This is a genomic window from Croceitalea dokdonensis DOKDO 023 (assembly GCF_001306415.1).
GTDB lineage: Bacteria > Bacteroidota > Bacteroidia > Flavobacteriales > Flavobacteriaceae > Croceitalea > Croceitalea dokdonensis.
Map to the genome: position 1 here is coordinate 760,719 of NZ_LDJX01000001.1, position 24,513 is coordinate 785,231.

The 24,513-nt window shown below is 40.5% G+C and carries 22 protein-coding genes and 1 pseudogene; 5 read left to right on the top strand and 18 right to left on the bottom strand.

Translation table 11 applies throughout. From position 1 onward, the window contains the following. Nucleotides 1-183: 183 nt before the first annotated feature. The 7 genes from I595_RS03340 to I595_RS17705 all read right to left on the bottom strand — a co-directional run bounded on the left by I595_RS03340 (nucleotide 184) and on the right by I595_RS17705 (nucleotide 5,560). Nucleotides 184-627: a thioredoxin family protein gene (locus I595_RS03340; protein WP_054557952.1), complete on the bottom strand. Its 444-nt coding sequence runs from the start codon at nucleotides 625-627 to the stop codon at nucleotides 184-186. Nucleotides 628-706: 79 nt separating this feature from the next. Next, a complete protein-coding gene (locus I595_RS03345; protein ID WP_054557953.1) occupies nucleotides 707-1,750 on the bottom strand; it encodes a serine hydrolase domain-containing protein in 1,044 nt (347 codons plus the stop codon). A 39-nt stretch (nucleotides 1,751-1,789) separates the two neighbouring features. Then, nucleotides 1,790-2,644 carry a CPBP family intramembrane glutamic endopeptidase gene (locus I595_RS03350; protein WP_054557954.1) on the bottom strand — a complete coding sequence of 285 codons (855 nt, stop codon included), beginning with the start codon at nucleotides 2,642-2,644 and terminating at the stop codon, nucleotides 1,790-1,792. A 126-nt stretch (nucleotides 2,645-2,770) separates the two neighbouring features. Further along, complete coding sequence (locus I595_RS03355) at nucleotides 2,771-3,880, bottom strand: acyltransferase family protein (protein ID WP_054557955.1); 1,110 nt, start codon at nucleotides 3,878-3,880, stop codon at nucleotides 2,771-2,773. 21 nt (nucleotides 3,881-3,901) lie between these two features. Continuing rightward, nucleotides 3,902-4,552 carry an ankyrin repeat domain-containing protein gene (locus tag I595_RS03360; RefSeq protein WP_241240865.1) on the bottom strand — a complete coding sequence of 217 codons (651 nt, stop codon included), beginning with the start codon at nucleotides 4,550-4,552 and terminating at the stop codon, nucleotides 3,902-3,904. Nucleotides 4,553-4,691: 139 nt separating this feature from the next. Beyond that, entirely contained in the window at nucleotides 4,692-5,348 is a 657-nt protein-coding gene (locus I595_RS03365) for a hypothetical protein (protein WP_241240866.1), read from the bottom strand. Between the two features lie 86 nt (nucleotides 5,349-5,434). Further along, nucleotides 5,435-5,560 (bottom strand): hypothetical protein, encoded by a 126-nt coding sequence (locus I595_RS17705; RefSeq protein ID WP_257786209.1) that lies wholly within the window; start codon nucleotides 5,558-5,560, stop codon nucleotides 5,435-5,437. 436 nt (nucleotides 5,561-5,996) lie between these two features. Between I595_RS17705 and I595_RS03370 the strand changes: the two genes are divergently transcribed. The 3 genes from I595_RS03370 (at nucleotide 5,997) to I595_RS03380 (ending at nucleotide 11,536) form a co-directional block, all read left to right on the top strand. Further along, complete coding sequence (locus I595_RS03370) at nucleotides 5,997-8,048, top strand: helix-turn-helix domain-containing protein (RefSeq protein ID WP_054557957.1); 2,052 nt, start codon at nucleotides 5,997-5,999, stop codon at nucleotides 8,046-8,048. Between the two features lie 900 nt (nucleotides 8,049-8,948). Further along, on the top strand, nucleotides 8,949-10,868 hold the full coding sequence (locus I595_RS03375; RefSeq protein ID WP_054557958.1) for a DUF294 nucleotidyltransferase-like domain-containing protein: 1,920 nt from the start codon (nucleotides 8,949-8,951) through the stop codon (nucleotides 10,866-10,868). Continuing rightward, nucleotides 10,868-11,536: a 3'-5' exonuclease gene (locus tag I595_RS03380; RefSeq protein WP_245628212.1), complete on the top strand. Its 669-nt coding sequence runs from the start codon at nucleotides 10,868-10,870 to the stop codon at nucleotides 11,534-11,536. The genes I595_RS03375 and I595_RS03380 overlap by 1 nt, the downstream gene beginning before the upstream one ends. Here the strand turns inward: I595_RS03380 and acs are convergent. The 11 genes and pseudogenes from acs to I595_RS03435 form a co-directional block, all read right to left on the bottom strand. Then, a complete protein-coding gene (gene acs / locus I595_RS03385) occupies nucleotides 11,533-13,440 on the bottom strand; it encodes an acetate--CoA ligase (RefSeq protein WP_054557960.1) in 1,908 nt (635 codons plus the stop codon). The two genes, I595_RS03380 and acs, sit on opposite strands and share 4 nt — an antisense overlap. Before the next feature lie 71 nt (nucleotides 13,441-13,511). Continuing rightward, nucleotides 13,512-13,871, bottom strand: a complete 360-nt coding sequence (locus tag I595_RS03390) for a hypothetical protein (RefSeq protein WP_054557961.1) — start codon at nucleotides 13,869-13,871, stop codon at nucleotides 13,512-13,514. 5 nt (nucleotides 13,872-13,876) lie between these two features. Then, nucleotides 13,877-14,245 (bottom strand): response regulator transcription factor, encoded by a 369-nt coding sequence (locus I595_RS03395; RefSeq protein WP_054557962.1) that lies wholly within the window; start codon nucleotides 14,243-14,245, stop codon nucleotides 13,877-13,879. Continuing rightward, nucleotides 14,242-16,896, bottom strand: a complete 2,655-nt coding sequence (locus I595_RS03400) for a sensor histidine kinase (protein ID WP_054557963.1) — start codon at nucleotides 16,894-16,896, stop codon at nucleotides 14,242-14,244. Before I595_RS03400 ends, I595_RS03395 begins: the two co-directional genes overlap by 4 nt. 271 nt (nucleotides 16,897-17,167) lie before the next feature. Continuing rightward, nucleotides 17,168-18,883, bottom strand: coding sequence for a sodium:solute symporter family protein (locus tag I595_RS03410; RefSeq protein ID WP_054557964.1), 1,716 nt, complete (start codon nucleotides 18,881-18,883; stop codon nucleotides 17,168-17,170). A 19-nt stretch (nucleotides 18,884-18,902) separates the two neighbouring features. Further along, a complete protein-coding gene (locus I595_RS03415) occupies nucleotides 18,903-19,166 on the bottom strand; it encodes a DUF4212 domain-containing protein (RefSeq protein ID WP_054557965.1) in 264 nt (87 codons plus the stop codon). 13 nt (nucleotides 19,167-19,179) lie between these two features. Beyond that, nucleotides 19,180-20,391 (bottom strand): hypothetical protein, encoded by a 1,212-nt coding sequence (locus tag I595_RS03420; protein ID WP_054558038.1) that lies wholly within the window; start codon nucleotides 20,389-20,391, stop codon nucleotides 19,180-19,182. A gap of 95 nt (nucleotides 20,392-20,486) precedes the next feature. Next, a complete protein-coding gene (locus tag I595_RS03425) occupies nucleotides 20,487-20,789 on the bottom strand; it encodes a helix-turn-helix domain-containing protein (protein WP_172675902.1) in 303 nt (100 codons plus the stop codon). 21 nt (nucleotides 20,790-20,810) lie between these two features. Beyond that, nucleotides 20,811-20,900 (bottom strand): annotated as a pseudogene (locus tag I595_RS17820) (transposase-like zinc-binding domain-containing protein); the annotation flags it as partial. Nucleotides 20,901-21,345: 445 nt separating this feature from the next. Next, the gene (locus I595_RS03430; RefSeq protein ID WP_054557967.1) at nucleotides 21,346-22,299 is read right to left on the bottom strand and encodes a phosphoribosylaminoimidazolesuccinocarboxamide synthase; all 954 of its coding nucleotides are present in this window, start codon (nucleotides 22,297-22,299) and stop codon (nucleotides 21,346-21,348) included. Between the two features lie 6 nt (nucleotides 22,300-22,305). Then, nucleotides 22,306-23,256: a PhoH family protein gene (locus I595_RS03435; RefSeq protein ID WP_054557968.1), complete on the bottom strand. Its 951-nt coding sequence runs from the start codon at nucleotides 23,254-23,256 to the stop codon at nucleotides 22,306-22,308. A 126-nt stretch (nucleotides 23,257-23,382) separates the two neighbouring features. Between I595_RS03435 and I595_RS03440 the strand changes: the two genes are divergently transcribed. After that, nucleotides 23,383-24,213 carry an SAM hydrolase/SAM-dependent halogenase family protein gene (locus I595_RS03440; RefSeq protein ID WP_054557969.1) on the top strand — a complete coding sequence of 277 codons (831 nt, stop codon included), beginning with the start codon at nucleotides 23,383-23,385 and terminating at the stop codon, nucleotides 24,211-24,213. Beyond that, the gene (locus I595_RS03445; protein WP_054557970.1) at nucleotides 24,214-24,510 is read left to right on the top strand and encodes a putative quinol monooxygenase; all 297 of its coding nucleotides are present in this window, start codon (nucleotides 24,214-24,216) and stop codon (nucleotides 24,508-24,510) included. It begins immediately after the preceding gene. Nucleotides 24,511-24,513: the final 3 nt, after the last annotated feature.

Here is a 24,513-nt window from a genome sequence, read left to right on the forward strand (position 1 = left end):
AGTTTTAGGTCTAAGCGTTTCAATAATCTGAGCATCAACCCAAAAGATATCGGCATAACTTTCGTCTAAAGTATCACCCAATTTTATTATGGCTGCTTTTGAAAGCGAAATGTCTTTAGTCTTTTGTAATTTAAAGATGTATGATGTCGTTTTTTATATCAGGCGCTTCTACCTTACTTAGAATTAAGGCAAATCGAAATTTTCAAGCGTTTCAAGGAATTCTGTTTTCCCAACCTTTCCAACAGCGTATTCAATTACGTTTCCCTCAGGATCAATAAAAACTGTGGTTGGGGTAGCGCCAATGTTATAGTGCTTTACGAGTTCTTCAACATTAGGGTCATCAATATTAATTTCTACGGGTATAACTTTCGCATTAATGGCATTCATGGCTTCTTTGTCTACAAAAATTTCACGCTTCATAATGCGACAAGGCGAACACCATTCCCCGGTAAAAAATAACATAATATTTTTGTCAGAACTGTCAGCAAGCTTTTGAGCAGATACCATGTCATCATTCCAAACCATATCATTAGAAGGTACATAGAATGAATACCATGCATACCCAAGAGAAACAATAAGGAAAGTGAGCCAGAACCAGCGCCAAAAAGGATGAGATTTAGTTTTCATGCGCTTTGAGACTTGTTTGATGCATTTGTTTCTAGAGTATCTGTTTTTTTCATTGCGTATATTAGTTTTAAGGTATTGGTTACTTTCTCCTTTTCAGGATTTTTACAATTCTATTATTAATTTTTTCTGATACGTTCCAAGAGTATCCGCCACTGGTATTTACAAATTGAACAACAACAGCATCAATATCCTTGTGATACTTGGCAATACTGCTGTAACCTGGTAATAATCCTGTATGTTCATATACATAGATTGACGAATAGATAGCTTGTTCCTTATCATTGAGCAAGGAGCCGTCGTTCAACGCCCTCAAGAATATACCCACATCCTCTGCTGTAGCCACCATGGAGCCGGCAGGGCTTACAAAATCATTTGGCTTTAGGTCTGGCTCATAATCCACGGCATATCCGCTCATTACATCGTCTAAATTCACTTCACTTAGCAAACTGTAGGTGTGGTTGAGCCCAAGGGGCATTAAAATTTCTTTTTTGATAAATTGGTGATGACTATATCCCAATGTTTTATCCAAGATTTCGCCAATCAACAGGTAATTGGTATTTGAGTACCTATATTTTTTATCCGGTTTAAAATCGGCTGGGGTATCGAGGACCAAATCGAGCGATTCTTTGGTGTTTTTCGAATAATCGTTTATCCAAAAACCCGGAAAGTCAGTATAGTTCGGAATACCACTCCGATGTTGCACCATCATTCTCAAGGTGATTTTATCCGCATTTTCAATTCGTCCCACCAGTTCCGGCATATAATCAGCGAGCGTTTTGTCTAAAGACAACTGATTGTCATTAACTAATTTTGCTACGGCAACAGCAACATACAACTTGCTAATGCTGGCAATCCGGAATAAAGCTTTTGGGTTGGCAGGAATCTTATTTTTTCGATTCTGCCAGCCAGCGGCATAAAATTGAGGTGGCTTGCCAGCTTGGTCTACATAAACAATCATGCCGTCCAATCCGTATACAATAGCATCATTGACCTGTTCCTGAACCGTATCAGGTAATGGTGTTAACAGTAATCTTAGCAAAATCCATGGTACAAAGAATAGTGAGCTGATGCTTGCCATAATTAATATGATTTTGAGTATTCGTTTTGATTGTTTCTTTGCCATAATACGGTTGTTTGTTTTTTCATTTTATTGTCTTAAAACCTATAGTTTCTCAACTTTCGCCTTTCGCCAAAAATAGATGGCAAATAGCGTCGTAATAATCGGTAGCATGAGTCCGTATTCATCTATCCAAAAAGTCGTGCAGTTATTTGTTATCGTCAACGGCGTGAAAATCTTCTGTATGAATATATTGTGTACGGAATGAAATAGGGCCGCAGGCCACAAGCTGTTGGATTTAAAAGTATAGTAGGCCAAAATGACCGAAATTGCAACTATCATTACGGTAAAAGCTGTAATGTGTAGCAACAGGTTTCCACTTCCCTTGTATATCAAAAAGATAATTGGCCAATGCCATATCGCCCAAATCAATCCGCTAATCATGGAAACACCACCAAAGGAAAATAGTTTCCGAAGTTCGTAGTTGAAGAATCCCCGCCATCCTATTTCCTCGCCCAATGTCGAACCAATGTTCTTTACAACACCAACAATAGATAAGAGAACAATCATAGTCAATAGTATAATTGTACTACTGAAACCTTCCATGCCTAATTCTTGCGACCACTCGGTGATAGTTTCCTGATTGAGCACATTTCCAAAACCGAAAACCCAAATCAATACATAGGCAATCATAATATAGGCTACCGGAATCACATAGGATAGGCGCAAATTTTTCAAACTTTTCAGACCCCAAGGAAGACTTGAAATCGGTCTTTTCAGTAGCTTCAATGTAATAAAGGCGGATAATGCGGGGCTCATCATTAAAGCCCCGACATAGATGCTTGTAGGGTTCAGCTTGAGTATTGCGTAATAACAGATAGTACTTAGCAAGGTCAAAATACCCAAAAACAACAGTATCGTTTTCCGGACTTCTTTGGGATGGCTTAATTTTTCCGACATTTTAATATTTTTAAAGAACACTTAATAAACCGAGGCTTGTTACATTTCAACTTTCAAGACTATCAAAAAAGTAACATTAAAGTATCTTAAAAAGTGTGACCAATCGTTCGGTTTTTTAAATTGGAACTAATTTGAAGAGTCCTTAATTTTTAGATGATACATTTTCATGAGCTTTTTTGCTTTATTGGATTTCCATTTAAGTCCAAACAATGGCTTTAAGAATCCAATCCTTTTAATAATAAATTCATAAATGAGATAGCAGGCTAAACCTGTAAAAGCTACAATACCTACGAATTTCAATAAGATAGGTATTTCCAATGGCAATATGAACATAGCCCCTGCGTACAAAACAAACATGTGTATGATATAAACAGGATACGCTGCTTGGCTCAAATAACTCAGGATTTTACTTGGTTTGTTCAAGTACTTATATCCGAGGCCGAAAACGCCGAAAATCCAACAATTGGATTCGATAGCCGTAAGATAACCGGGTGCTTCCGTCGCGTAATTAAAATATCTTATGCCGAACAGCACGGCGGCCAAACCAATATATAACCAGCGCCATTTTAAAACGGTCTGCCAGAATGTTTTACCACTGTACACGAAAAGAAAGCCGAAAAAGAAGGCCAAAAATCCAATAAAAAAGCCATGCCAAGTCTCCGCATATAGGGCGAATAGCTGGGGTTTTACCAGTAATGCTTCAAGCACAAAAAATATAGAAATCGACAAAGGCCCAACAGGATTACCCATGAATTTGGACAAGCCGTTTTTAAATCTTCCATTCTCGTTCTTTTTCAGATAGAAAAATAAGGGCAGTAACAGCAGGACGTATGCAAAAATATTCCCTAGAAACCATAAATGCCCTACATGCGGATAATAGCCCAACGGCATATCATAATACGTCTGAAAAATATACATGTGTAAGGTGGTTATGGCTATAAAGCCAAAGACGAAGGGTAAAAGAATACGCTTTGTCCGTTCCAGAAGCAATTGTTTCCAGTTTCTCTTGCGCATGGCAAAATAGAGCCCCATTCCCGAGACGTAGAACAAAAGTGGAATCCGCCAGACGTTTAACATGGTCATTGGTTTCCATAAACCTTCTAGAAATTCATCGCTTCTGATAAAGCCAATGAACATGGCCCAAGGTTGAAATACAATGGCGATGTGATAAATGAGCAGCAAGCCAATGGCAATAACCCTTAACCAATCAATATCATATCTTCTTTCAGTTTTCATCATGTTTAATTTTAAAATCGATTATTGCAACATCATTGCTATGACCGGGCGGGTTTTTTCGATTTCGGTCAACTCAATTTGTAAACCTATCGGCCCTAATTGCTGCTGTAGCATTTCATAAATGGGTTTTATTTCTGCAAATGGCCCCATAACACTTTCCCTTGGTGTCATACCAAAGTTGTTTTTAGCGGTCTTATCGGCTTTGGCATCAATAAGTGACTGTACGACTTCGACTCTACAAAAGAATGCGGCCGTATGCAAAGCTGTTGCACCATCGTTATTTTTAGCCGATAAATCCGCACCGGCATCAATAAGGGCTTGCGCAATTTTATGCTTTCCAAAGCTCGCGGCAGTGATTAGTGGTGTGGCCCCGGTCATAGGGTCTTTTTTGTTCAAATCTGTTCCTGCCGAAATATGCTGTTTAACGGCTTCAAGATTGTCCGATAGTATCGCTGTTTGAATATCCATTTCTGGTGCATCAACTACCGACTTGGTTTCGGTACTGGTGGTTACTTCGGTTTTTGATTTACTGCTTGTTTGACCACATGCGGTCGTAAGTAAAAGAAGGCCTAATGACATGTATCCCAAGGTTCTTAATGTGTTAATTCTAAATGGTTTATTCATGATTATGTTATTTAATTTTAATAGGTATTCGTGAATCTTTGATTTCATGATTATATTTTTTTGATTATTGCTATTATTTTTTCTTTAGTAAACGACCTCGGGGCAAGCCCGCAATGCATTCGTAGGAAACGGACTTTTAATTTCGAGGCAAGCCTTGGGATATTATACCCTTTGGCGGTGCAAATGATTAAAACCAGCTAAAGCCAATTCCTAAACTAAATTGCACCACCTCTCTGTCATTATTATTATCTAGCTTTACACCACCCAGGAGTAATTTGGATTGGACGTTTAAGGCAAATTTGTTTTTTCTGTACACTTCGTAACCCGTGCTCGCCATAACAGCTAAACCCGTATTCCAATCTTCATTTATGTTATCTTCAATATCATATAATGCAGGGCCATCTATGGCTAAACCGGCACCACCATGTATCCACCACCGGTCTTTTACCCAGTACTGAACAGAAGGTATAATGCCTCCAAAGTGCCTGTCGTTATCATTAAGCGTGTAAATCATTCCAGGTGCAGAAACGGTAACGGCTAAACGGTTGTTCAGCATATAGCCAAACTTTAATTCAGGAAAAGTGCCACCGCCTTGGGTATCATCAAAACTTTGGGTTCCAGCACTATCTTCTATACTGATTATACCGCCACCTAGACCAAATTCGAAGATAAAACCATCTCGGTTAAAGCTGTTTTGAGTGTTAGAAATGTTTTGTGCAAATGCTAGTGCAGATATTAAAGTAAAGGCAGCACACGCCACTTTTAACTTAGCTTGTTTTTTGATTGTTTTACTCATGTCTTTGTTATTTAATTTTAATAGGTATTCGTGAATCTTTGATTTCATAATTACATTTTTAATTATTGTTATAATTTTGTTATGGTAAGGGATAGACTTTGATTAGGGCCTACCCCTTTTTTCAAACCAACAAACTAGGCTTCTAAATGAAGGTAAGGTCTGGAATGTGACCAACGGATTCTCTTGCTGTCCTCAAAATGGGTAAAGAAAGTGAACCTTCTAGATTCCGTTGGCGATTGATTGATGCCCGTTTTACTCATGGCTTTGTTATTTAATTTTTATAGGTATTCGTGAATCTTCGATTTCATGACTGTGTTGTTTTTTGATTTTTTCATATTGATCGTGATTAGCGGTTAAAGTTTCTGTACTGTGCCCATTGGGTTCTTTTGCTTGCGCTAAAGGATGAGAAGTACTGTCCTGTTCTTGACTCCGTTGCTGTTCTTGTGATTGATGCTTTCATAATTATTGTTTTAAATTGTTCGTTATGATTTTTGATGTTACAAAGGTGCTATAGAACTTGCAGCAACCTGTAGGAGCTATGCGCAGAACTATGTAAAGTTTCAGGAGGGCATAAAAATTATGGCGCGGCAATGTAACTTATGACGCAAAAGATGCTTTTTCCTCTAAATCGATGGCCGTTGGCGATAACGCATAATTCTCTATATTTTCCCTAATTTAGAGCCAGCAAAAAACAACATGTCAAATCCATCGGCCAAAAAACCAAACTTTATAGAACAAGCGGAAGCCCTAATTCTGGAAAATTTGGCCAACGAACAATTTGGGGTGTCCGAACTTGCGGAAGCTCTGCACATGAGCCGATCCAACCTGCTCCGGAAGATCAAGAAACAGACACAGCTTTCTGCAAGCCAGTTTATACGTCAAGTCCGTCTTAAGGAATCAATGAAACTGCTAAAGGAAGATTCTTCAACGGTTTCCGAAATTTCATATCAAGTAGGTTTTGGAAGCACTTCCTATTTCATTAAATGCTTTCGAGAACAGTACGGATATTCTCCTGGGGAGCTTGGAAAAAGTGATGTAGAAGTTGAAATCGAACAGATTAAACCAAACTATTTGAAACTATACCAATGGCCGATTATTGCTGCAACATCCTTAGCACTGATACTTGTAGCCATAATACTGTTCAATAAAAAGGATGCTATAAATGAACCGAAAATTGAAAAATCCATTGCAGTATTGCCCTTTAAGAATGAGAGCAGCGATTCCACCAATCTTTATTTTGTAAACGGACTGATGGAATCTGCTTTGAACAACATTCAGAAGATTGAAGACCTGCGGGTCATCAGTAGAACCTCGGTAGAGAAATATAGAAAAACGGACAAGGGTATTCCAGAGATTGCCGAGGAGCTGCATGTGAACTACTTGGTAGAAGGTAGCGGTCAGCGTGTCGGTGATCAGGTGTTGCTCAACATACAATTGATCAACGCTTCTACGGACACCCCTATTTGGGTAGAACAGTACAGTCGGGAAGTTGAGGACATTTTTGAATTGCAAAACGACGTGGCCAAGAAAATTGCAGATGCCATTGCAGCCGTCGTAACACCGACAGAACTGGAGCAAATTGAAAAAAAACCAACTGAAAACCTATTGGCCTATGATTACTACCTACAGGCATTGGACCCTTATTATTCTCGCTCAGAAGAAGGCTTGGAAAAGGCCATTTCATTATTCGAAAAAGCTATAGAACAGGATCCAGAATTTGCCCTCGCCTATGCCAACATCGCTATCTCATACTATCTTCTAGAAATGTCGCAAATAGAGAAACAGTACACCGAAAAGATTAACAGCTTTGCGGATAAGGCCTTGCTTTACGATTCAAAATCCGCCGAAAGCTTGGTCGCAAAGGCCTTCTACTATATACAAACTAAGGAGTACAAATTAGCCTTACCACATCTTAATAAGGCACTGGAGTATAATCCTAATTCATCGTTGGCAGTACAAATGCTTGCGGAATTTTATTCGCATATGCTGCCCAATACTGATAAATACCTAGAGTACGCATTAAAAGGGGTTCAGCTAACCGTTGCTAGTGATTCCATTACTCAGAGCTATACGTATTTACAACTAAGTAATGCGCTTGTATCGTCAGGATTTGCAGATGAAGCTTTAAAATATATTAACAGTTCGTTGGATTATAATGCTGAAAATTTTTATGCTCCACATTTAAAGGCATTTATACTGTTCGCCAAGGACGGTAATATTGAGCGTACAAGGAATTTGTTGATAAAGGAATGGAAGAAAGATACGACTCGGCTTGATATTTTACAGGACATAGGGAAGTTGTACTACATCGAGGAAAATTATGACAGTGCCTACTTCTATTTTAAAAAATTTGTGGAAACCAGGGAAGCAAATAGTCTGGATATTTATTTACAGGAAAATGTCAAAATTGCACTGGTCTATAAAGAGATGGGATTGGACAAGGAAGCTGAGAAACTATTTAATGATTTCTCTGAATATTGCGAAGGAGATCAATCCATTTATAGAAGTGTGAATCTGGTTTGGAAATACGCTTATGAAGGAAAAATCAATGAGGCTATCGAACAGCTTAGAATATTTTCCGAAACAGAGAATTATCTGTATTGGTTTTTATTAATCGAAGATGAACCATTGATAAAACCATTAAAGAGCCATCCAGATTTTGAGGAAATTATGCAGAAAATTAAGGATAGATTTTGGAAAAATCAGGCCGAGTTAAAAATATCTCTGGATGAAGAAGGCTTGCTATAATCCGTTAAAAAGCTTAGCTATTAATTCAAGGTTTTCACATAACGTAATTCCAAGTACCGTTTCATTTTATTCTTATTGTTTTTTATAACTTCCTTTTTCTACAAATTCTATCTTTTATGAAGGTCACCTAGTGTAAGAACAATTTCAATTTATCATTACAGATTCTTTTTACCTCTAATCCCTTTTACGCGATAAACCTTTTTCTGGATTCCCCCGCTTACAATGGAATTAAAATTTGAGAATGTTGTTTTGACCGATTTGTTTACCTCTTAAAAGAATTATCCGGTCAAAAAAGCATTTTTAAGAAAAGACCAAAAGATAAAACCTTTTAAAATCAATTAATTATTAGGTTTTAAATGTTAAGAAATATTAAAATAGAGTTAGCAGGATTCGAACCCCTATCTATTACTAATCTTCTCTTATTTAATATTGTGCACATTACAAATATTATTAGGAAAATTTATAGAAGTTCAATATTTTTATAAAGTAAACCGTATACGGTAGCGTATACGGTTTACACTAATACAGTAAAAATATATTTAATAACTACTTGTTTTTCAATAGGTTGTAAAACTAAAAAATAGCGGTTAAAGTTCATAACCCGGAGGCCGAGGGTTCAAGTCCCTCTCTCGCTACTTGATAGGCCTGTAAAGCCTTGGAAAATTCAGGAATGTAAATCCGCTGTGCAAGGTTTGTGCAACGGATTTTTTTTTGCTGGCTTACTCATAAGGCTCTTTAACCCAAATGTATCTCTAAAATACTGCTTACTTGCCGGGCGCGGGTTTTAACTTCCCCGGACAGAACCTGGATGTTAGCTGTACAGCAGCCGATTTTGTGTCATTATACTTCGTTTTTTTACACAACTAAGCTAATTTTTGCATTTATTGACTATTTTAAGGTATGCAGAATTCTATCTCATACCGGATTGCGGACTTTTTAAAGCGGTTCCCTCCATTTTCCAACATACCGGAGGCCACGTTGCAAGAGATTGCTACAGAGGTAAACATCGTTTACAAAGAGAAAGGAAGCGTAATTTTTAAACAGGGTGAAGCTACCCACCCTCATTATTACGTGGTGCACAAAGGCGCAATTAGCCTATGGAGCACCCATGAGCAACTTTGCCTTGATATTTGTGATGAGGGTGATATATTTGGTCTTCGACCTTTAATGGCGAATGATAGCTACCGATTGGACGCTCTTGCAGAGGAAGAGAGCATCCTCTACGCCATACCTATTGCCGTATTTAGGCCCCTAGCCAAAAATAATAGCGCAGTGACCACTTTTTTGGTGGAGAGTTTTGCATCCAACACCCGAAATCCTTATGCTAGCATGCCCAAAGGACAATTACTTGGAGACACCGTAAAATTTGATGCCAACCGCCATAGTACCGATTTTTTAGACTTTCAGCCCGTAACCTACACCAAAGACCTTGTTACTGCAACTTCCAATGAACGTATCGCTACCTTGGCAAAAGCAATGACCATGCACCGGATAGGGGCCATTCTTATTACTGAAAACCAACTGCCGCTTGGCATAATCACGGACAAGGACTTACGCAATAAAATTGCTACAGGCCTACATTCCATTACAGAGAACGCAGCGAGCATAATGTCCACACCGGTAATTACGTATCCTGCACAATTATCTGTGGCACAAGCACAAATGGGCATGATGAAAAACCACATTAGCCATTTGGTTCTTACAGAAGACGGCACCACCAACACCAAAGCCATAGGTGTACTCTCAAAACACGATATTATGCTCTCCTTGGGCAATAACCCCGCTGTTTTGGTCAAAGCTATTAAACGTTCCAAATCGGTGGAGGAAATAAAGTCGCTTCGTATGGGGGTAATGAACCTTTTGCGCGGCTATTTAAAACAAAATATCCCAATGGCACTGACCGCCAATATCATTGCCGAATTGAATGATGTTTGCATCAAACAAATCATAACCTTAACCTTACAGCGAATGACCAGTGGGCCTCCGGTGCCATTCGCATGGCTAGCTTTGGGAAGCCAAGGCCGCAAGGAACAACTGTTACATACCGATCAGGACAACGCTTTGGTTTTTGCCAACGTTCCAGATGGGCAACTACCAACCACCCAATCCTACTTTTTAGAACTGGGAAAAAAAATAACAGCGGGCCTACATGCCATTGGTTATGACTATTGCCCTGCCGGAATGATGGCCTCCAATCCCAAATGGTGCCAAAGCCTGGATGGTTATAGGAGAACGATTTCTGCATGGATTACCAACCCAGGACCCAATGAGGTGCTGCTCTCCTCCATATTCTTTGATTATTCCTTGGTCTATGGAGATGCTATACTTATTTCACAACTGTCCAAACATATTACAAAGACCATAAGATCTTCTCCCATTTTTTTATCCCATTTGGCAAAAGATGCATTGATGAGTCCTTCACCTACCGGTTTTTTTCGGCAGTTTTTAGTAGAACAAGACGGGGAGCACAGAGACTATTTTGACTTAAAAAAAAGGGCGCTCATGCCACTAATAGATGCTGCTCGGGTACTCACCTTATCGGAGCACATTACGGGGATATCCAATACTTGGGACCGATTTAAAAAATTGGCCGAAATACAACCCCAAAATGCCGAGTTGTTCTTGGCGTGCAGCTATGCCAGTAAAGCCCTTCTTAAATTTAGGACAAAACAAGGTTTGGCCCATAACGACTCCGGACGCTTTATTTCTTTAGATAAATTGACCAAAGAGGAAAAAGTTAAATTAAAGCGGACCTTTAAGTCCATCAAAGGGATTCAAGAACTCATCAATACCCGTTTTATGGTTTCAAGACTGCAATGATGACAAAGACAAAAAAAGAACTCCCAGCTTTTTGGAAGGCTTATGCGGCCTCGTTTAAAAATGGGCTGTCACAAGACCTTAGCAAGGTCAGTCTTGTGGTATTAGATACGGAAACAACGGGCCTGAATCTTAAAAAAGATCGCATACTGAGCATTGGGGCACTTCGTATTGAAAACGGGCAGATATTAACCAAGGAAGCGTTTGAGCTATTTCTGGAACAAGAAAAATTCAACGCCCAAACGGTATCCATACATGGGATAAGAAAAACAAGTGCGGTACAAAAAATAGCTGAACTGGAAGGTTTGAAAAAGGTGTTGACCATACTGGAAAATGCGATTTTGGTGGCGCACCACGTTGGTTTTGACACCGGTATGCTCAACACCTCGCTTAAAAGGCACGGCTTGCCCAAATTAAAAAATAAAACGCTGGATACTTCTGTACTGTTCCACCGTTCACTACCACGGTCGCAACAGAAAGCCAACAGCCATTACACCTTGGACGAACTGGCAGCATTCTTTAATATTTCTACTAGCGATAGGCACACAGCCTTGGGCGATGCCTATATTACCGCCATCGCTTTTTGGCACATTATCGGTAAATTAAAACCTACCTCAACAAAAGAGCTGCTTAAAAAAGGTAGGTTTTTTAGCTGGCCTATATCCTTTTAAAGCACCTCTTTAATAATTTCACTTACTACCTCTGGATTTAAAAGAGTAGAAGTATCCCCAAGGTTGCTGGTGTCCTTAGAGGCTATTTTTCTCAGTATTCGCCTCATGATCTTACCGCTCCTTGTTTTGGGCAACCCGTTTACAAACTGAATCTTATTGAGTTTAGCGATTGGCCCTATATGCTCGGTAATCATTTGATTGATTTCCTTTTTCAGGTTATCGCGGTCCCTAGATTCGCCCGTCTCTTTTAACATGACATACCCATAAAGCGCATTTCCTTTGATATCATGTGGAAAGCCAACAACAGCAGATTCCGCCACTGCCGGATGTTCATTAATGGCATCTTCAATAGGTGCGGTACCCAAGTTATGCCCAGAAACTATGATAACATCATCTACCCTTCCAGTGATGCGGTAATACCCCACTTCGTCCCGTAAGGCACCATCTCCAGTAAAATACATGTTTTTAAAAGCCGTGAAGTAGGTGTCTTTATACCTCTTGTGATCCCCCCAAATGGTACGGGCCATGGACGGCCAAGGAAATTTGATGCACAGGCGACCATCTACCTGGTTACCCGTTATCTCCTGACCGTTTTCATCCATCAGTGCAGGCTGTACACCAGGTAGTGGCAAGGTGGCGTAGGTTGGTTTGGTGGGAGTTGAAAAAGGAATCGGCGATATTAATATGCCTCCAGTCTCTGTTTGCCACCAAGTGTCCACAATAGGACATTTTTTTTCACCCACATGATCGTTGTACCAGTGCCATGCCTCTTCATTGATGGGCTCGCCCACGGTTCCTAGGACCTTAAGGCTAGAAAGGTCGTATGTAGTAACAAAGTCAAGATTTTCTTTTGCCAATGCCCTTATGGCCGTTGGGGCGGTATAGAACTGGGTAACCTTGTGCTTATCCACAATTTCCCAGAACCTTCCAAAATCAGGATACGACGGAACACCTTCGAACATAACCGTGGTGGCCCCATTGGCCAAAGGGCCATACACAATGTAAGAATGGCCGGTAATCCATCCGATATCGGCGGTACACCAGTACACATCATCCTCCCTGTACTGAAAAACATTTTTAAAGGTATAGGCGGTATAAACCATATACCCGCCAGTGGTGTGCAGCATACCTTTGGGCTTACCCGTAGAACCAGAGGTGTACAGCACAAACAAAGGATCTTCCGCTTCCATAATTTCAGGAGGATAGTCACCGTAAGCGGCATCCATCAAAGGTGCCAACCACTCATCACGACCCGCCTTCATGCTGATGTCAGAATGGATACGTTTGGCCACCAAAACGGTTTTAACTTCTGGGCACTCTTTGAGGGCCTCATCTACAATGCCTTTTAAATCTATAGTTTTGGCACCCCTGAAGGAGCCGTCCGATGTGATTACCATTTTTGCGCCACAATCATTGACCCTGGTAGAAAGTGCAGTGGAAGAAAAGCCCGCAAACACAACGGAATGGACCGCCCCAATTCTAGCACATGCCAATAATGAGATGGCCAGTTCTGGAATCATGGGGAGGTATATGATCACCCTATCCCCTTTTTTGATACCCTTTTCACTGAGTACGTTGGCCATTTTGCAAACCTGTTCATGCAACTCTTTGTACGTAATATGCCGTGCTTCTTCCCCAGGGTTGTTAGGCTCAAACAAAATTGCGGTTTTATGGCCCCTTATATGCAAATGGCGGTCAATACAATTTTCGGTAATATTAAGTTGGGCGCCATTAAACCATTTCACCTCAGGTTTTGAAAAATCCCACTCCAAAACAGAATTCCACTTCTTTCTCCAAACAAAATGTTCTTCTGCTATTTCTTCCCAAAAATTCTCTGGATGCCTTACGGATTTTCTGTATACTTGGTAGTATTCTTCTAAATGCTTGATATGGTAATTACTCATACTGTTTGGTTTTTATGTGTTGCTTGATATTTGTTTTGATTTCCTCTTCTTGATTCCTTTTTTGCCAATGTCTAAGGCAATGGAAAACCGTTTATCCTCTGCCATATGGCTACGTAATTTACAAAGAATTTTAGCTTACTTTGTACTGTTGCTTGCCGCCCTAACCCTAGAAAACACTTGTGCTCTTTGGGGCAGGTATCGGTAGCGTCTGGGTAAATTGTAGTTTTATTTCCATGGCCGTTTTTAACCAACTTGTCCATATTGGGATATTCAGTGTCCCAATGGTAATGAACATTCCAACCATAGTTGACATTAAGGTTATGGTTAAAGGTTGCTTTGGGTAACAACAGCCTATCAAATGAGTAGGTCTCTTGCTCCCAAAAATTCTCTGTCCCGGCAAGGCTTATGTGGTGATATAGGCGGTATTTCATAAAAATCAACTTATTAAATCTTCAACCTTTGCAATGATTCTTTTAATTGAGAAAGGCTTGGTCTCGTAACTGTCCACTCCTAGTTCCAGCCCTTTTTTAAGGTCTGCCTCCTTACTTTTTGCCGATAGGAAAACAACTTTAGTATGTGAGAGCTTTTTGTTGGCTCGTAACCGTTTTAAGGTTTCGTAACCATCTAAATGTGGCATCATTATATCCAATAACACCACATCGGGGAAGTATTCATCAGCTATTTCCAATGCTTCCGTGCCGTCCCTTGCAACATAGACCTGAAAAGCCTTTTTCTTAAAAGCGTACTCCAAAGACATTAAAATATTTGGCTCGTCATCAACTATCAATATTTTTTTTTCGCTCATTTTTCCAATGGTATTGTAAATACAATTCTGGCACCTGTTTTAATAGTTTCATCGGACCATATCCTGCCGGCGTGACCTTCAATGATTTTCTGGCAAATGGCCAGACCAAAACCGCTACCCTGCTGTTTTTTTATGTTCTGATTTTTTGATTGATAGAACTTTTGAAAAATATATCGATGCTCATCTTTAGGGATTCCTTTGCCATTGTCCTCTACGGCTACCCTAACCTCATCCCCAAAGGAGGACATTTGGATTTTGATAGCACCTTTGCCAGCATCCGTAAACTTTAAGGCGTTGGAAAGTAAATTGGTTAATACCTGAAGCATTCTATCTTCATCATAATGAGCATACACACTGCGGGTATACTCCAACTTAATACCAATATCTTTTAGATTGGCAATAGGCCTTACCCCATCAACCGCACGTTTAATGGTAGCGTCCAGTTTTCCACGTTTAAGTTCAAGTTCTGCCCGTTTATTGGATAATTTTTCTAAATCCAAGATATTATGGATTAAAGTGGTGAGGCGTTTGGTGTCGTTTTCAATATTTGTCAAGAAACGTTTTCTTAGGGCCTTGGGCATATCATCATCCTGTAATACCTCTGATGCGGCCTTAATGGATGTTATTGGTGTCTTAAGCTCATGTGCTACTGTGTCCAAAAACTCATCTTTTAACTTATCCTGACTTAAAAGCGCTTGGTTTGCGGATTTCAAAAGTGCGGTAAGTTGTTCCAACTCCTTGGATTTTTCCAGCAGTAATTTATTGGTGGCCTTAGTTTCTTTGGTCTCTTCCAAAATGGTAAGCACCTCCAGCAGACTTACAGGTTTTTCTTTGGATACGGAAGCGAGCAACATTTTTGCGGATGCACTTCCCAAAGTGCCGGTCAACAATTTTTCGGAAAAATTGATGAGCCTTGCATCCGCTCTCTCCTCCTTTTCAGAAATACCATATCTTCTATTGAAAATGTCCAGTGCCCTAAGGGTTCGTGATTCGCCCAAAAACCTATTCAACAATTGCCTTATATCTGCCACATAAGCCTCCCCTTTCCATACAAAGGCGTTCTCTTGCAAATTTTCATAATTACTGTTGTTAACAAACATTTCCGCATAGTTACGCTCCCTATAGTTGCCCTTACTACGTACCGAAACAACCAAAAAACAGAGTAGGTTACCGGTTATACTCCAGAAAAAAGCATTGCTTTCCGGGGTCAGGTAAGGTAAATTAAATAGACCGCTTGCATGCATTGTGCCCGGTGGCGCGTTAGTATTGGCAAGCATGGGACCGATTAAGGTGTAAAGCACAATTAGCAAACCAACGGCAATTCCAATTTTTGCCGCCTTTGCTGTGCCACGCCGCCAAAATAAGCCCAAGAAAAAGGAGGGGGCCAACTGCGAAATCACCACAAAAGAAATGAGTCCTATGGCATACAATGATAATTCCTTTGAAAATTTTACATAAAAGAAGTAGGCCACAATAATCAACATAAAAATGGCTATGCGCCTTAAATTTTTTACACTGCTCGAATTGGATTCCGGAGTTGCCGTGGCCATACGCTTAACGAATCCATAGGGTATGACCAAATTATTACTCACCATGGTAGAAAGTGCCAAGGTAGAGACCACAATCATGGATATTACCGCGGAAAACCCACCGATAAAAACCATCACCGCAAAGGTAGTATGACCTTTTTGCAGCGGTAATAGAAGCGAGTAATAATCCGCATTTACCGGACCGTTAAAATTAATGTTCCCTGCCCAGGCGATAAAAATTACAAAAACGTTGAAGAGCAGTAGGTATAAGGGAAATAACCAAATAGCTTTTTTTAGATGTGTTTCATGCTGATTTTCAACTACCGCCACATGAAATTGTCTTGGCAGAAGAAATATGGCAAAGAATGAAAGACATATGGTAAACAACCAATTAAAACCCTCTTGTAACCCACCAAAAGAGGCCAGTTGTTTAAAATTAGCAGTTTTTGCGGCATGTTCATAGATATCCGATGTGCCATCAAACAGGTAAAACGTAACATAAATACCAATTATCAGAAAAAAAACAAGTTTCAGTAGGGATTCTACGGCTACGGCAGTGGCAATCCCTTGTTTACGTTTTGAGGCGTCTGAGCTCCGGGTTCCAAAAAAAGCCACGAAAATGGCAATCAATAAGGCAATATAAAAAGTGGTATCAAACAGTATACCCTTGGTATAAAAACCGTTGTCACCTATCAATAATTCAAAGGTTTCCGAAACTGCTTTTAATTGCAACGCGATGTAGGGAATAACGGCTATGAGACAAGTAATGGTAACCAAGGCTCCCAATAGCCTATTGTTCCCGTAGCGCATAGAAATAAAATCTGCAATACTGGAGATTTTTTGTTGCTTTGAAATACGAATGATTTTCCGCATTAATATAATCCATAAGGGCATGGCGATAACCGGTCCCAAATAAATGGCCAGAAAACGTATCCCTGATTTAGATGCTATACCCACGCTTCCATAGTAGGTCCATGCGGTACAGTACACAGCCAAGGATAGCGTGTATACATAAGGGTTGTTTACCCATTTGCTTTCCCTATTCTTTTCTGCCAAAAAGGCAACGAGGAACAATAGGGCCAAATAGCTAATAATGATCATTATGAGTGCTATGTTACCCATAAAATCTTTTTAATACGATATATGAGATGACAATAGCGATGAACCAGCTACAAAAAATAAAAATATAAACGGACGGGAAACCTAAAATATGTCCGAAACCGTTAAAAATGGAAACGAATGGCACGTTCCATAAAAAGAAAAGCACCACAGCTAAAATTACCAATTTTTGTTGATGACGTTTTTTCATGTTTTCCTGTTCTGCATAAGAAAGGTAAAAAACGGCGAAGCAATACATACCTCGCCGCTTTCTTGGTAACCAACTAACATACGCTTAATGTGATGCCGCTTCACCAGCCCCACTTGGGATTCTAATGTTCTCTACAATATCCTGTACTTCCTGTGGCGGTTCTTCCGTCACGGCGTTGACCGCCAAGGCCACTATAAAGTTGGCGAGCATCGCAATGGTGCCAAATCCTTCAGGGGAGATTCCAAACCACCAAGACGCCTTTAAACCTTCTACGGCAGCTTTGCCCCCATCAAAAATTCCAAATTTGAATTTCAACATATAAAACAGCATAAACGTGATACCAACGATCATACCGGCAATAGCCCCTTTGCTGTTCATTTTCTTATAAAAGATGCCCAAAATAATGGCTGGGAAGAATGAAGCTGCCGCTAGTCCAAAGGCCAGCGCTACCACTGCCGCAACAAAGCCCGGTGGATAAATACCAAACAAACCTGCAATTACCACCGCAACGGTAGCGGCTCCCCTTGCAGCCCAAAGTTCCCCTTTTTCGGAAATATCCGGTTTAATGACGTTTTTGATGAGGTCATGTGAGACTGATGAGGAAATTACCAACAATAATCCGGCAGCTGTTGAAAGTGCTGCCGCCAAGCCACCTGCGGCAATCAAACCAATGACCCAGGCAGGCAGGTTGGCTATCTCAGGGTTGGCCAATACCATAATATCCCTATCAACAGTTAATTCATTGATTTTTGGATCTGCAACATATTGTATGATGCCATCACCGTTTTTATCATTATGTCCTATAAGTCCTGTGGTTTCCCAATTTTTAAACCATTCTGGCATATTCGCGTATTCTTTATTACTTACCGTTTCAATGAGGTTGGTTCTCGCAAAAACGGCTACAGCAGGGGCAGTGGTATATAAAATGGCAATCAATAACAAAGCCAATCCGGCAGATTTACGGGCATCCTTTACCCGCTTTACGGTAAAGAACCTAACAATGACATGGGGTAGCCCGGCCGTACCTACCATTAAGGCAAAGGTGATGGCGAAGACATCTATCCAACTTTTAGAACCATTGGTATACTCGTTAAAGCCAAGCTCGGTAGATAGACCGTCCAACTTGTCCAACAGGTACATTCCAGAGCCATCCGTCACCGTACCTCCCATGCCCATTTGGGGAATGGGATTACCGGTCATTTGAATAGATATGAATATTGCGGGAACCATAAAGGCAAAAATGAGCACGCAGTACTGCGCCACCTGGGTATACGTAATGCCTTTCATACCCCCCAAGACCGCATAAAACAATACGATGACCATGCCAATAATAACCCCAGTCTCGATATCCACCTCAAGATAACGGGAAAAGACAATGCCCACACCCCGCATTTGCCCTGCAACATAGGTGAAAGAAACGATTAAGGCACAGATTACAGCCACGATACGGGCGGTTTTTGAATAGTACCTCTCGCCAATAAAATCCGGTACCGTAAATTTTCCAAATTTACGGAGATATGGAGCCAATAGCAGTGCCAACAATACGTATCCACCGGTCCACCCCATTAGGTAAACAGAACCATCATACCCGGCAAAAGAGATAATGCCGGCCATAGAAATAAAAGAGGCTGCGGACATCCAATCTGCCGCTGTGGCCATACCATTTGCCAAAGGTGAAACGCCACCTCCCGCAACATAAAATTCTTTGGTAGAACCTGCCCGAGACCAGATTGCAATACCGATATATAGTCCAAAAGTCAACGCGACCAAGACATAGGTCCAAATTTGTGCTTCATTCATAATGTTTGCTTTAGTTGGTTTAATCTACGTCGTAGCCGTATTTCTTATCAAGTTTGTTCATTAATCGTACATACACGAATATCAAAATCACAAAAACATAAATTGCCCCTTGTTGTGCAAACCAGAACCCTAGTTTAAAACCCCCCAATTTAATTTGGTCCAGGGCATCTTTAAAAAGAATGCCTGCCCCGTAGGAAACGGCAAACCAAATGCTTAATAAAATCACGAGATACCTTAAGTTCTCTTTCCAATAGGCCGAGGCCTTTACTTGTTTATCTGACATAATGTGTTGGTTTTTATAAATAAATCATTGCTTGTACAGTTAAAAGCCCAGTAGTTCCACTACTGCCAACTTTTTGGTTGGTGTATTCCAAAGAAAGTTTGGAATGGTGTCCTGTCATAAAAACATTGGCCCCGATTCCCAACCTATTGGCACGGTCATCAATAGCGTCAATAGATCTTGTTTGGTAAGAAAGGTAAGGCTGAAAACGCGTCTTATCTTTAGGCCCGGCCAACAAATAGCCAAAATGGCCATAAACCATATTACCAGTTGCGTAGGCCCCAAGACTGTAATCCGTTCCATAGTCATTACCTTGGAAAACCGCATAGGCAGTTACTGCAGACCCATCTTGGGCAAGTGGTGCATCATAAAAAACATCAACGGCCCAAATATTTACATCTGCGCCCTCCCCGTTGGTTTGTACCACACCATTGCGGTGGTTAAAAAAACCAGCACCAATATTCAGTATTTTTTTGCTTCCTAAATAGGTGCCCACTTTGTAGGGTAAAAAATTAGATTCTTGGTCTAACAGGTTGTAATCAAAATAACCCTGAATAACCTTGCCCGCGTCACGGGAACCTAAAATTCTGCGTCCAGCATAAACGGTTACACCATCTGCCAACGGGTCCCTCGTGTCCAAGGTACTGTTACCTGCCTCATTAATGGCAAACCGATATTGAAGTTTACCAAACTTCCCCTTGGCATAAACGCCTACATGCCTAGCAAACTGGTCCGAAAGTCCTATCGTAGCCCAAGACTGGCGATTATTGTCCAAAGTCATCATGTTTAGGGTACTCTGATTATTTAAGCGGGATATTCCATTCCAGTAATGCAGGCCGGCACCAACATTATGGTTTTTGGCTACCTTCCACTCTCCCCAAAAATCGTGAAAAAACAGCTGGGAACGCTCCCCGGTACCAATAGGGCTTGTATTACCACCATTTAAACTATTGAGCCCAAAATGGGTCAATATCAAAAACCTGTCATTCAATTGGGTAAATGTTAAAAAACGTGCCCTACGGATGCTAAAGTTTAGTTGACTGGCATCATCTGGTACGTTCTCGTTGTATTGCGCCCAAAATTGGCCCCATGCAATAAACCGCATATATTTGGTGCCATCTTCATTCAATTTCACTTTATACCCCCCCGTGTATTCCGTATTCCCTTGGGAATAGGCACAATGTATCGTGAGTAGGCAAAGCGTTAAAACTAGGAAGTGGTTTTTCATGTATTGGATGGTTGTTGTGGTTGAACTCCGTACGAACATCCAAAAAAAAACGTACCAAAATAAAGCTACTATAGTTTTTCGTTAATTTACTATATTTATTCTTTGAAACGTTCCCATTTTATAAGCATAAACTTATCCCCCAACTCCGTTACCAAAACCCCTGCCCCTTTGATATTCCCGGCAACATTAAAGTACTCCCTAAGCTCTTGCTGACTCAATATTTTGTACGTTGGGTGATACTGTGAGCTATACGGGCGCTTGATGCCGTATTTTTTGACCCAATTCATGACCGAAACATGCGAAACCCCAAGAATTCGTTCAATTTCCCGATAGGTTAAACCCTCTAGATATAATTGAAGTGCCTTATTTACATAATAATGATCAATTTGTTTGCCCAACTTCCCCACGGTAAAAAAATAATTACATTTTTTGCACCTATAACGCTGTCGCTCTTTAATAATACCGGCTTTTGTAAAGGTTGTTGATTGACAATTTGGACAAGCATCCATTGTAGATATATTTATTTTGCATAAATATACTAAATTAGCATTAATAGCAATAATTGTTTAATTTCAAGTAAAAAACATTGAACTAAATAAAATTTTAGTGATTTGATAACAACGGGTAGTTTGAAATAAAATAATGGTAAAAATCAAGGCAATTATTTTAAATATCTTTACCTAAATTTTAGCTACCTCCCTTTTTAACATCCAAAGTAATTAAACAATCAATGTCATTTCTAACAATCTAGGAGCGCTGCGCCGTTTGAGGAGAGTACGATATTACCGAGCAGTTAGTTGTTTAGACGTTTTTGGAAGCCAAGCAATACGCCGCCAAAACCAATATCCCTTAATCCTAATTGGGAAAAACTTCTAGAGGGGAAAAACGTAAAATAAATAGTGGTACTTAGCTGATACAAGGCGTTAAGGCCAAATTAGGCCATTAAACATAGAGCTAAACGCTTTTTAAATAGTTAGAAACATTCTGTCCTATCCGTTCTTGAATATGGGAAACATCAGCCTTTATAAACGCCTCACCCATGATACTTTCATAAAGTTCAATGTACCGTTCCGATACACTTTCAATGTAAGCGTCAGTCATTTCTGGAACGGTCTGGCCTTGGAGTCCTTGAAATCCATTGGCAATCAACCATTGCCGCACGAACTCTTTTGACAGTTGTTTCTGGGCCTCTCCCCTAGCCTGTCTTTCCTCATAGCCCTTGGCATAAAAATACCGGGAGGAATCCGGTGTATGGATTTCATCGATCAAAACAATTTGGCCGTCTTTGGTCTTCCCAAACTCGTATTTGGTATCTACGAGAATCAACCCACGTTTTGCTGCCAACTCCGTTCCTCGCTGAAACAAGGCTCTGGTGTATTTTTCCAAAATCTCATAATCGGCTTTTGAAACTATGCCCCTACTCAAAATATCCGCTTTGGAAATATCCTCATCGTGATCTCCCTTTTCGGCTTTGGTGGCTGGGGTTATGATTGGCTCTGGGAACTTATCGTTCTCTGTCATCCCTTCTGGCATTGCCACGCCGCAGAGCGTTCTTTTACCAGCCTTATATTCCCGGGCTGCATGTCCAGACAGGTAACCACGAATCACCATTTCTACCATAAAAGGTTTACAGGCTTTGCCTACGGCCACGTTGGGGTCTGGTGTGGCCATTAACCAATTGGGCACTATATCTTCCGTGGCCCGCATCATTTTGGTCGCAATCTGGTTAAGAATTTGACCTTTAAAAGGGATTCCCTTTGGCATCACTACATCAAAAGCAGAGAGACGGTCCGTGGCCACCATCACCAAAATATCGTTTTCCAAGGTATAAACTTCCCTCACTTTGCCCTTGTACACCTTTTTTTGCCCTGCAAAGCGGAAATTGGTTTCCATTATGGTGTTTGCCATACGTTTTTAGTTTTGGTGCTCTATGTTTTTATAAGCGTCTATTACTTTTTTCACCAGTTTATGGCGAATGACATCTTTGTCGTCTAAATAAATAATACTGATTCCCTCCGTGTTCTTTAAAATCAACAATGCTTCCTTTAATCCAGAAATTACCCTTCTCGGCAAATCTATCTGGCCGGGGTCCCCGGTGATTAAAAATTTGGCATTTTTTCCCATTCTGGTCAGGAACATTTTCATTTGGGCATGGGTAGTGTTCTGGGCCTCATCCAAGATTACAAAGGCATTATCCAAGGTTCTACCTCGCATAAAGGCCATTGGGGCAATTTGTATGGTCCCGTCCTCAATATATTTGTCCAGCTTTTCTGGCGCTATCATATCCCGCAAGGCATCATACAACGGCTGCATATAGGGATCCAACTTTTCTTTTAGGTCTCCCGGCAAAAAGCCAAGATTCTCCCCAGCTTCAACCGCCGGCCTGGTCAAAATTATACGGCGCACCTGTTTTTCCTTCAATGCCTTAACGGCCAAGGCAACACCTGTATATGTTTTTCCTGTTCCCGCAGGGCCAATGGCAAAGACCATATCGTTCTTTTTGCTAGCATCGACCAACAACCGCTGGTTTGCGGTCTGCGCCTTGATCAACCTACCACTTACCCCATGTACCAAAACCTCACTACTGGACTTGGATGACCTTTGCTCATTTCCATTACTGGTCAGTACCCTTTCGATACTGTTTTCGTCCAATTTATTGTATTTGGAAAAATGGGCAGTAAGCATGTGAAACCGTTTTTCGAACTCCTCCAGTAGCCCATCATCTCCGTATACCTTAATTTTACTGCCCCTGGCAACAATCTTAAGTTTGGGAAAGTATTTTTTTATGAGATCTATGTTTTCATTCTGTTGCCCAAAAAAGTCCCTTGGGCTAATTTCTGTAAGTTCTAGTACCAGTTCGTTCAAAGAAATTTCCGTATTTGTGGTTGCAGTATAATTTAAATTTTGGTTACGCCTTTTTACGTAATTTTAACCCCACAAACATAACCAAAAAAAGCCTTTGAGCGGCTAAAAACATATCAACAGCAACCCATGGCAATCATCACTTTGACGACTGATTTTGGATACAAAGACCATTTTGTAGCTGCTGTTAAAGGAAGTATCCTTAGGGAACTTCCAGAAAGTACCATTGTTGATGTTTCCCACCAGATTGCACCTTTTGATATTACCCAGTGCGCTTATTTGCTCTCCAATGCCTACCCTTACTTTCCAAAAGGAAGTATCCATGTTATTGGCGTGGATTCCGAATACTCTTTGGAAAACCGGCACATCATTGTTTTTGCGGACGGGCACTATTTTATTGGCGCAAACAATGGTATTATTACGCTTATCACCAAAAGCTTGCAAATTGATGCGGTTGCGGAAATTACCATTCCCAACTGTGACCAAAACACCTTTGCCGTACAGGAAGTATTTGTTAAGGCGGCCTGCCATTTGGCACGTGGGGGACAGTTGGCGGTAATCAGTAAGCCTTTTGACAACCTAAAGGAAGTAAAACGCCTTGTGCCCCGGGTAAGCAACGAGGGCAACAGTATCATAGGGAACGTGGTGCATATAGATGGCTATGGCAATGCGGTTACCAATATTACCAAGGTCTTGTTTGATGCCTACAGAAATAATAGGCCGTTTGAAATTGTTGCCAGAAGACAAAAAATAAGCTCCATTCACGATACCTATAACGGCATCATTAACTATGAACTTCCTGCTGGCCAACGCAATGGCGCCGGAGACCTTTTGGCAATATTCAATACAGCTGGTTACATAGAATTGGCCATTTACCGCAGTAATGTCAATACTGTTGGTGGCGCTTCCACATTGTTGGGATTAAAAACCGATGACATTATTACCATAAATTTTCTGTAAATGCTGGTTAGGATTGTAAAATTGAAGTTTAAGACCGAAAATATTTCTAGCTTTGAACGCATTTTTGAGGAAACATCGGAAGCGATAAGAAACCAGCCTGGATGTCAATTTTTGGAACTTTATCAAGATAAAAATGATGCCGCTATTTTTTTTACCTACAGTTACTGGGAAGATGAGGCCTCATTGAATGCGTACCGTCATTCTAAATTTTTTAAAGAAGTATGGTCCAAAACAAAACTGCTTTTCAAGGACAGACCAGAAGCATGGAGCGTTGAAAAAAAAGCTATTTTAAATTGAGTT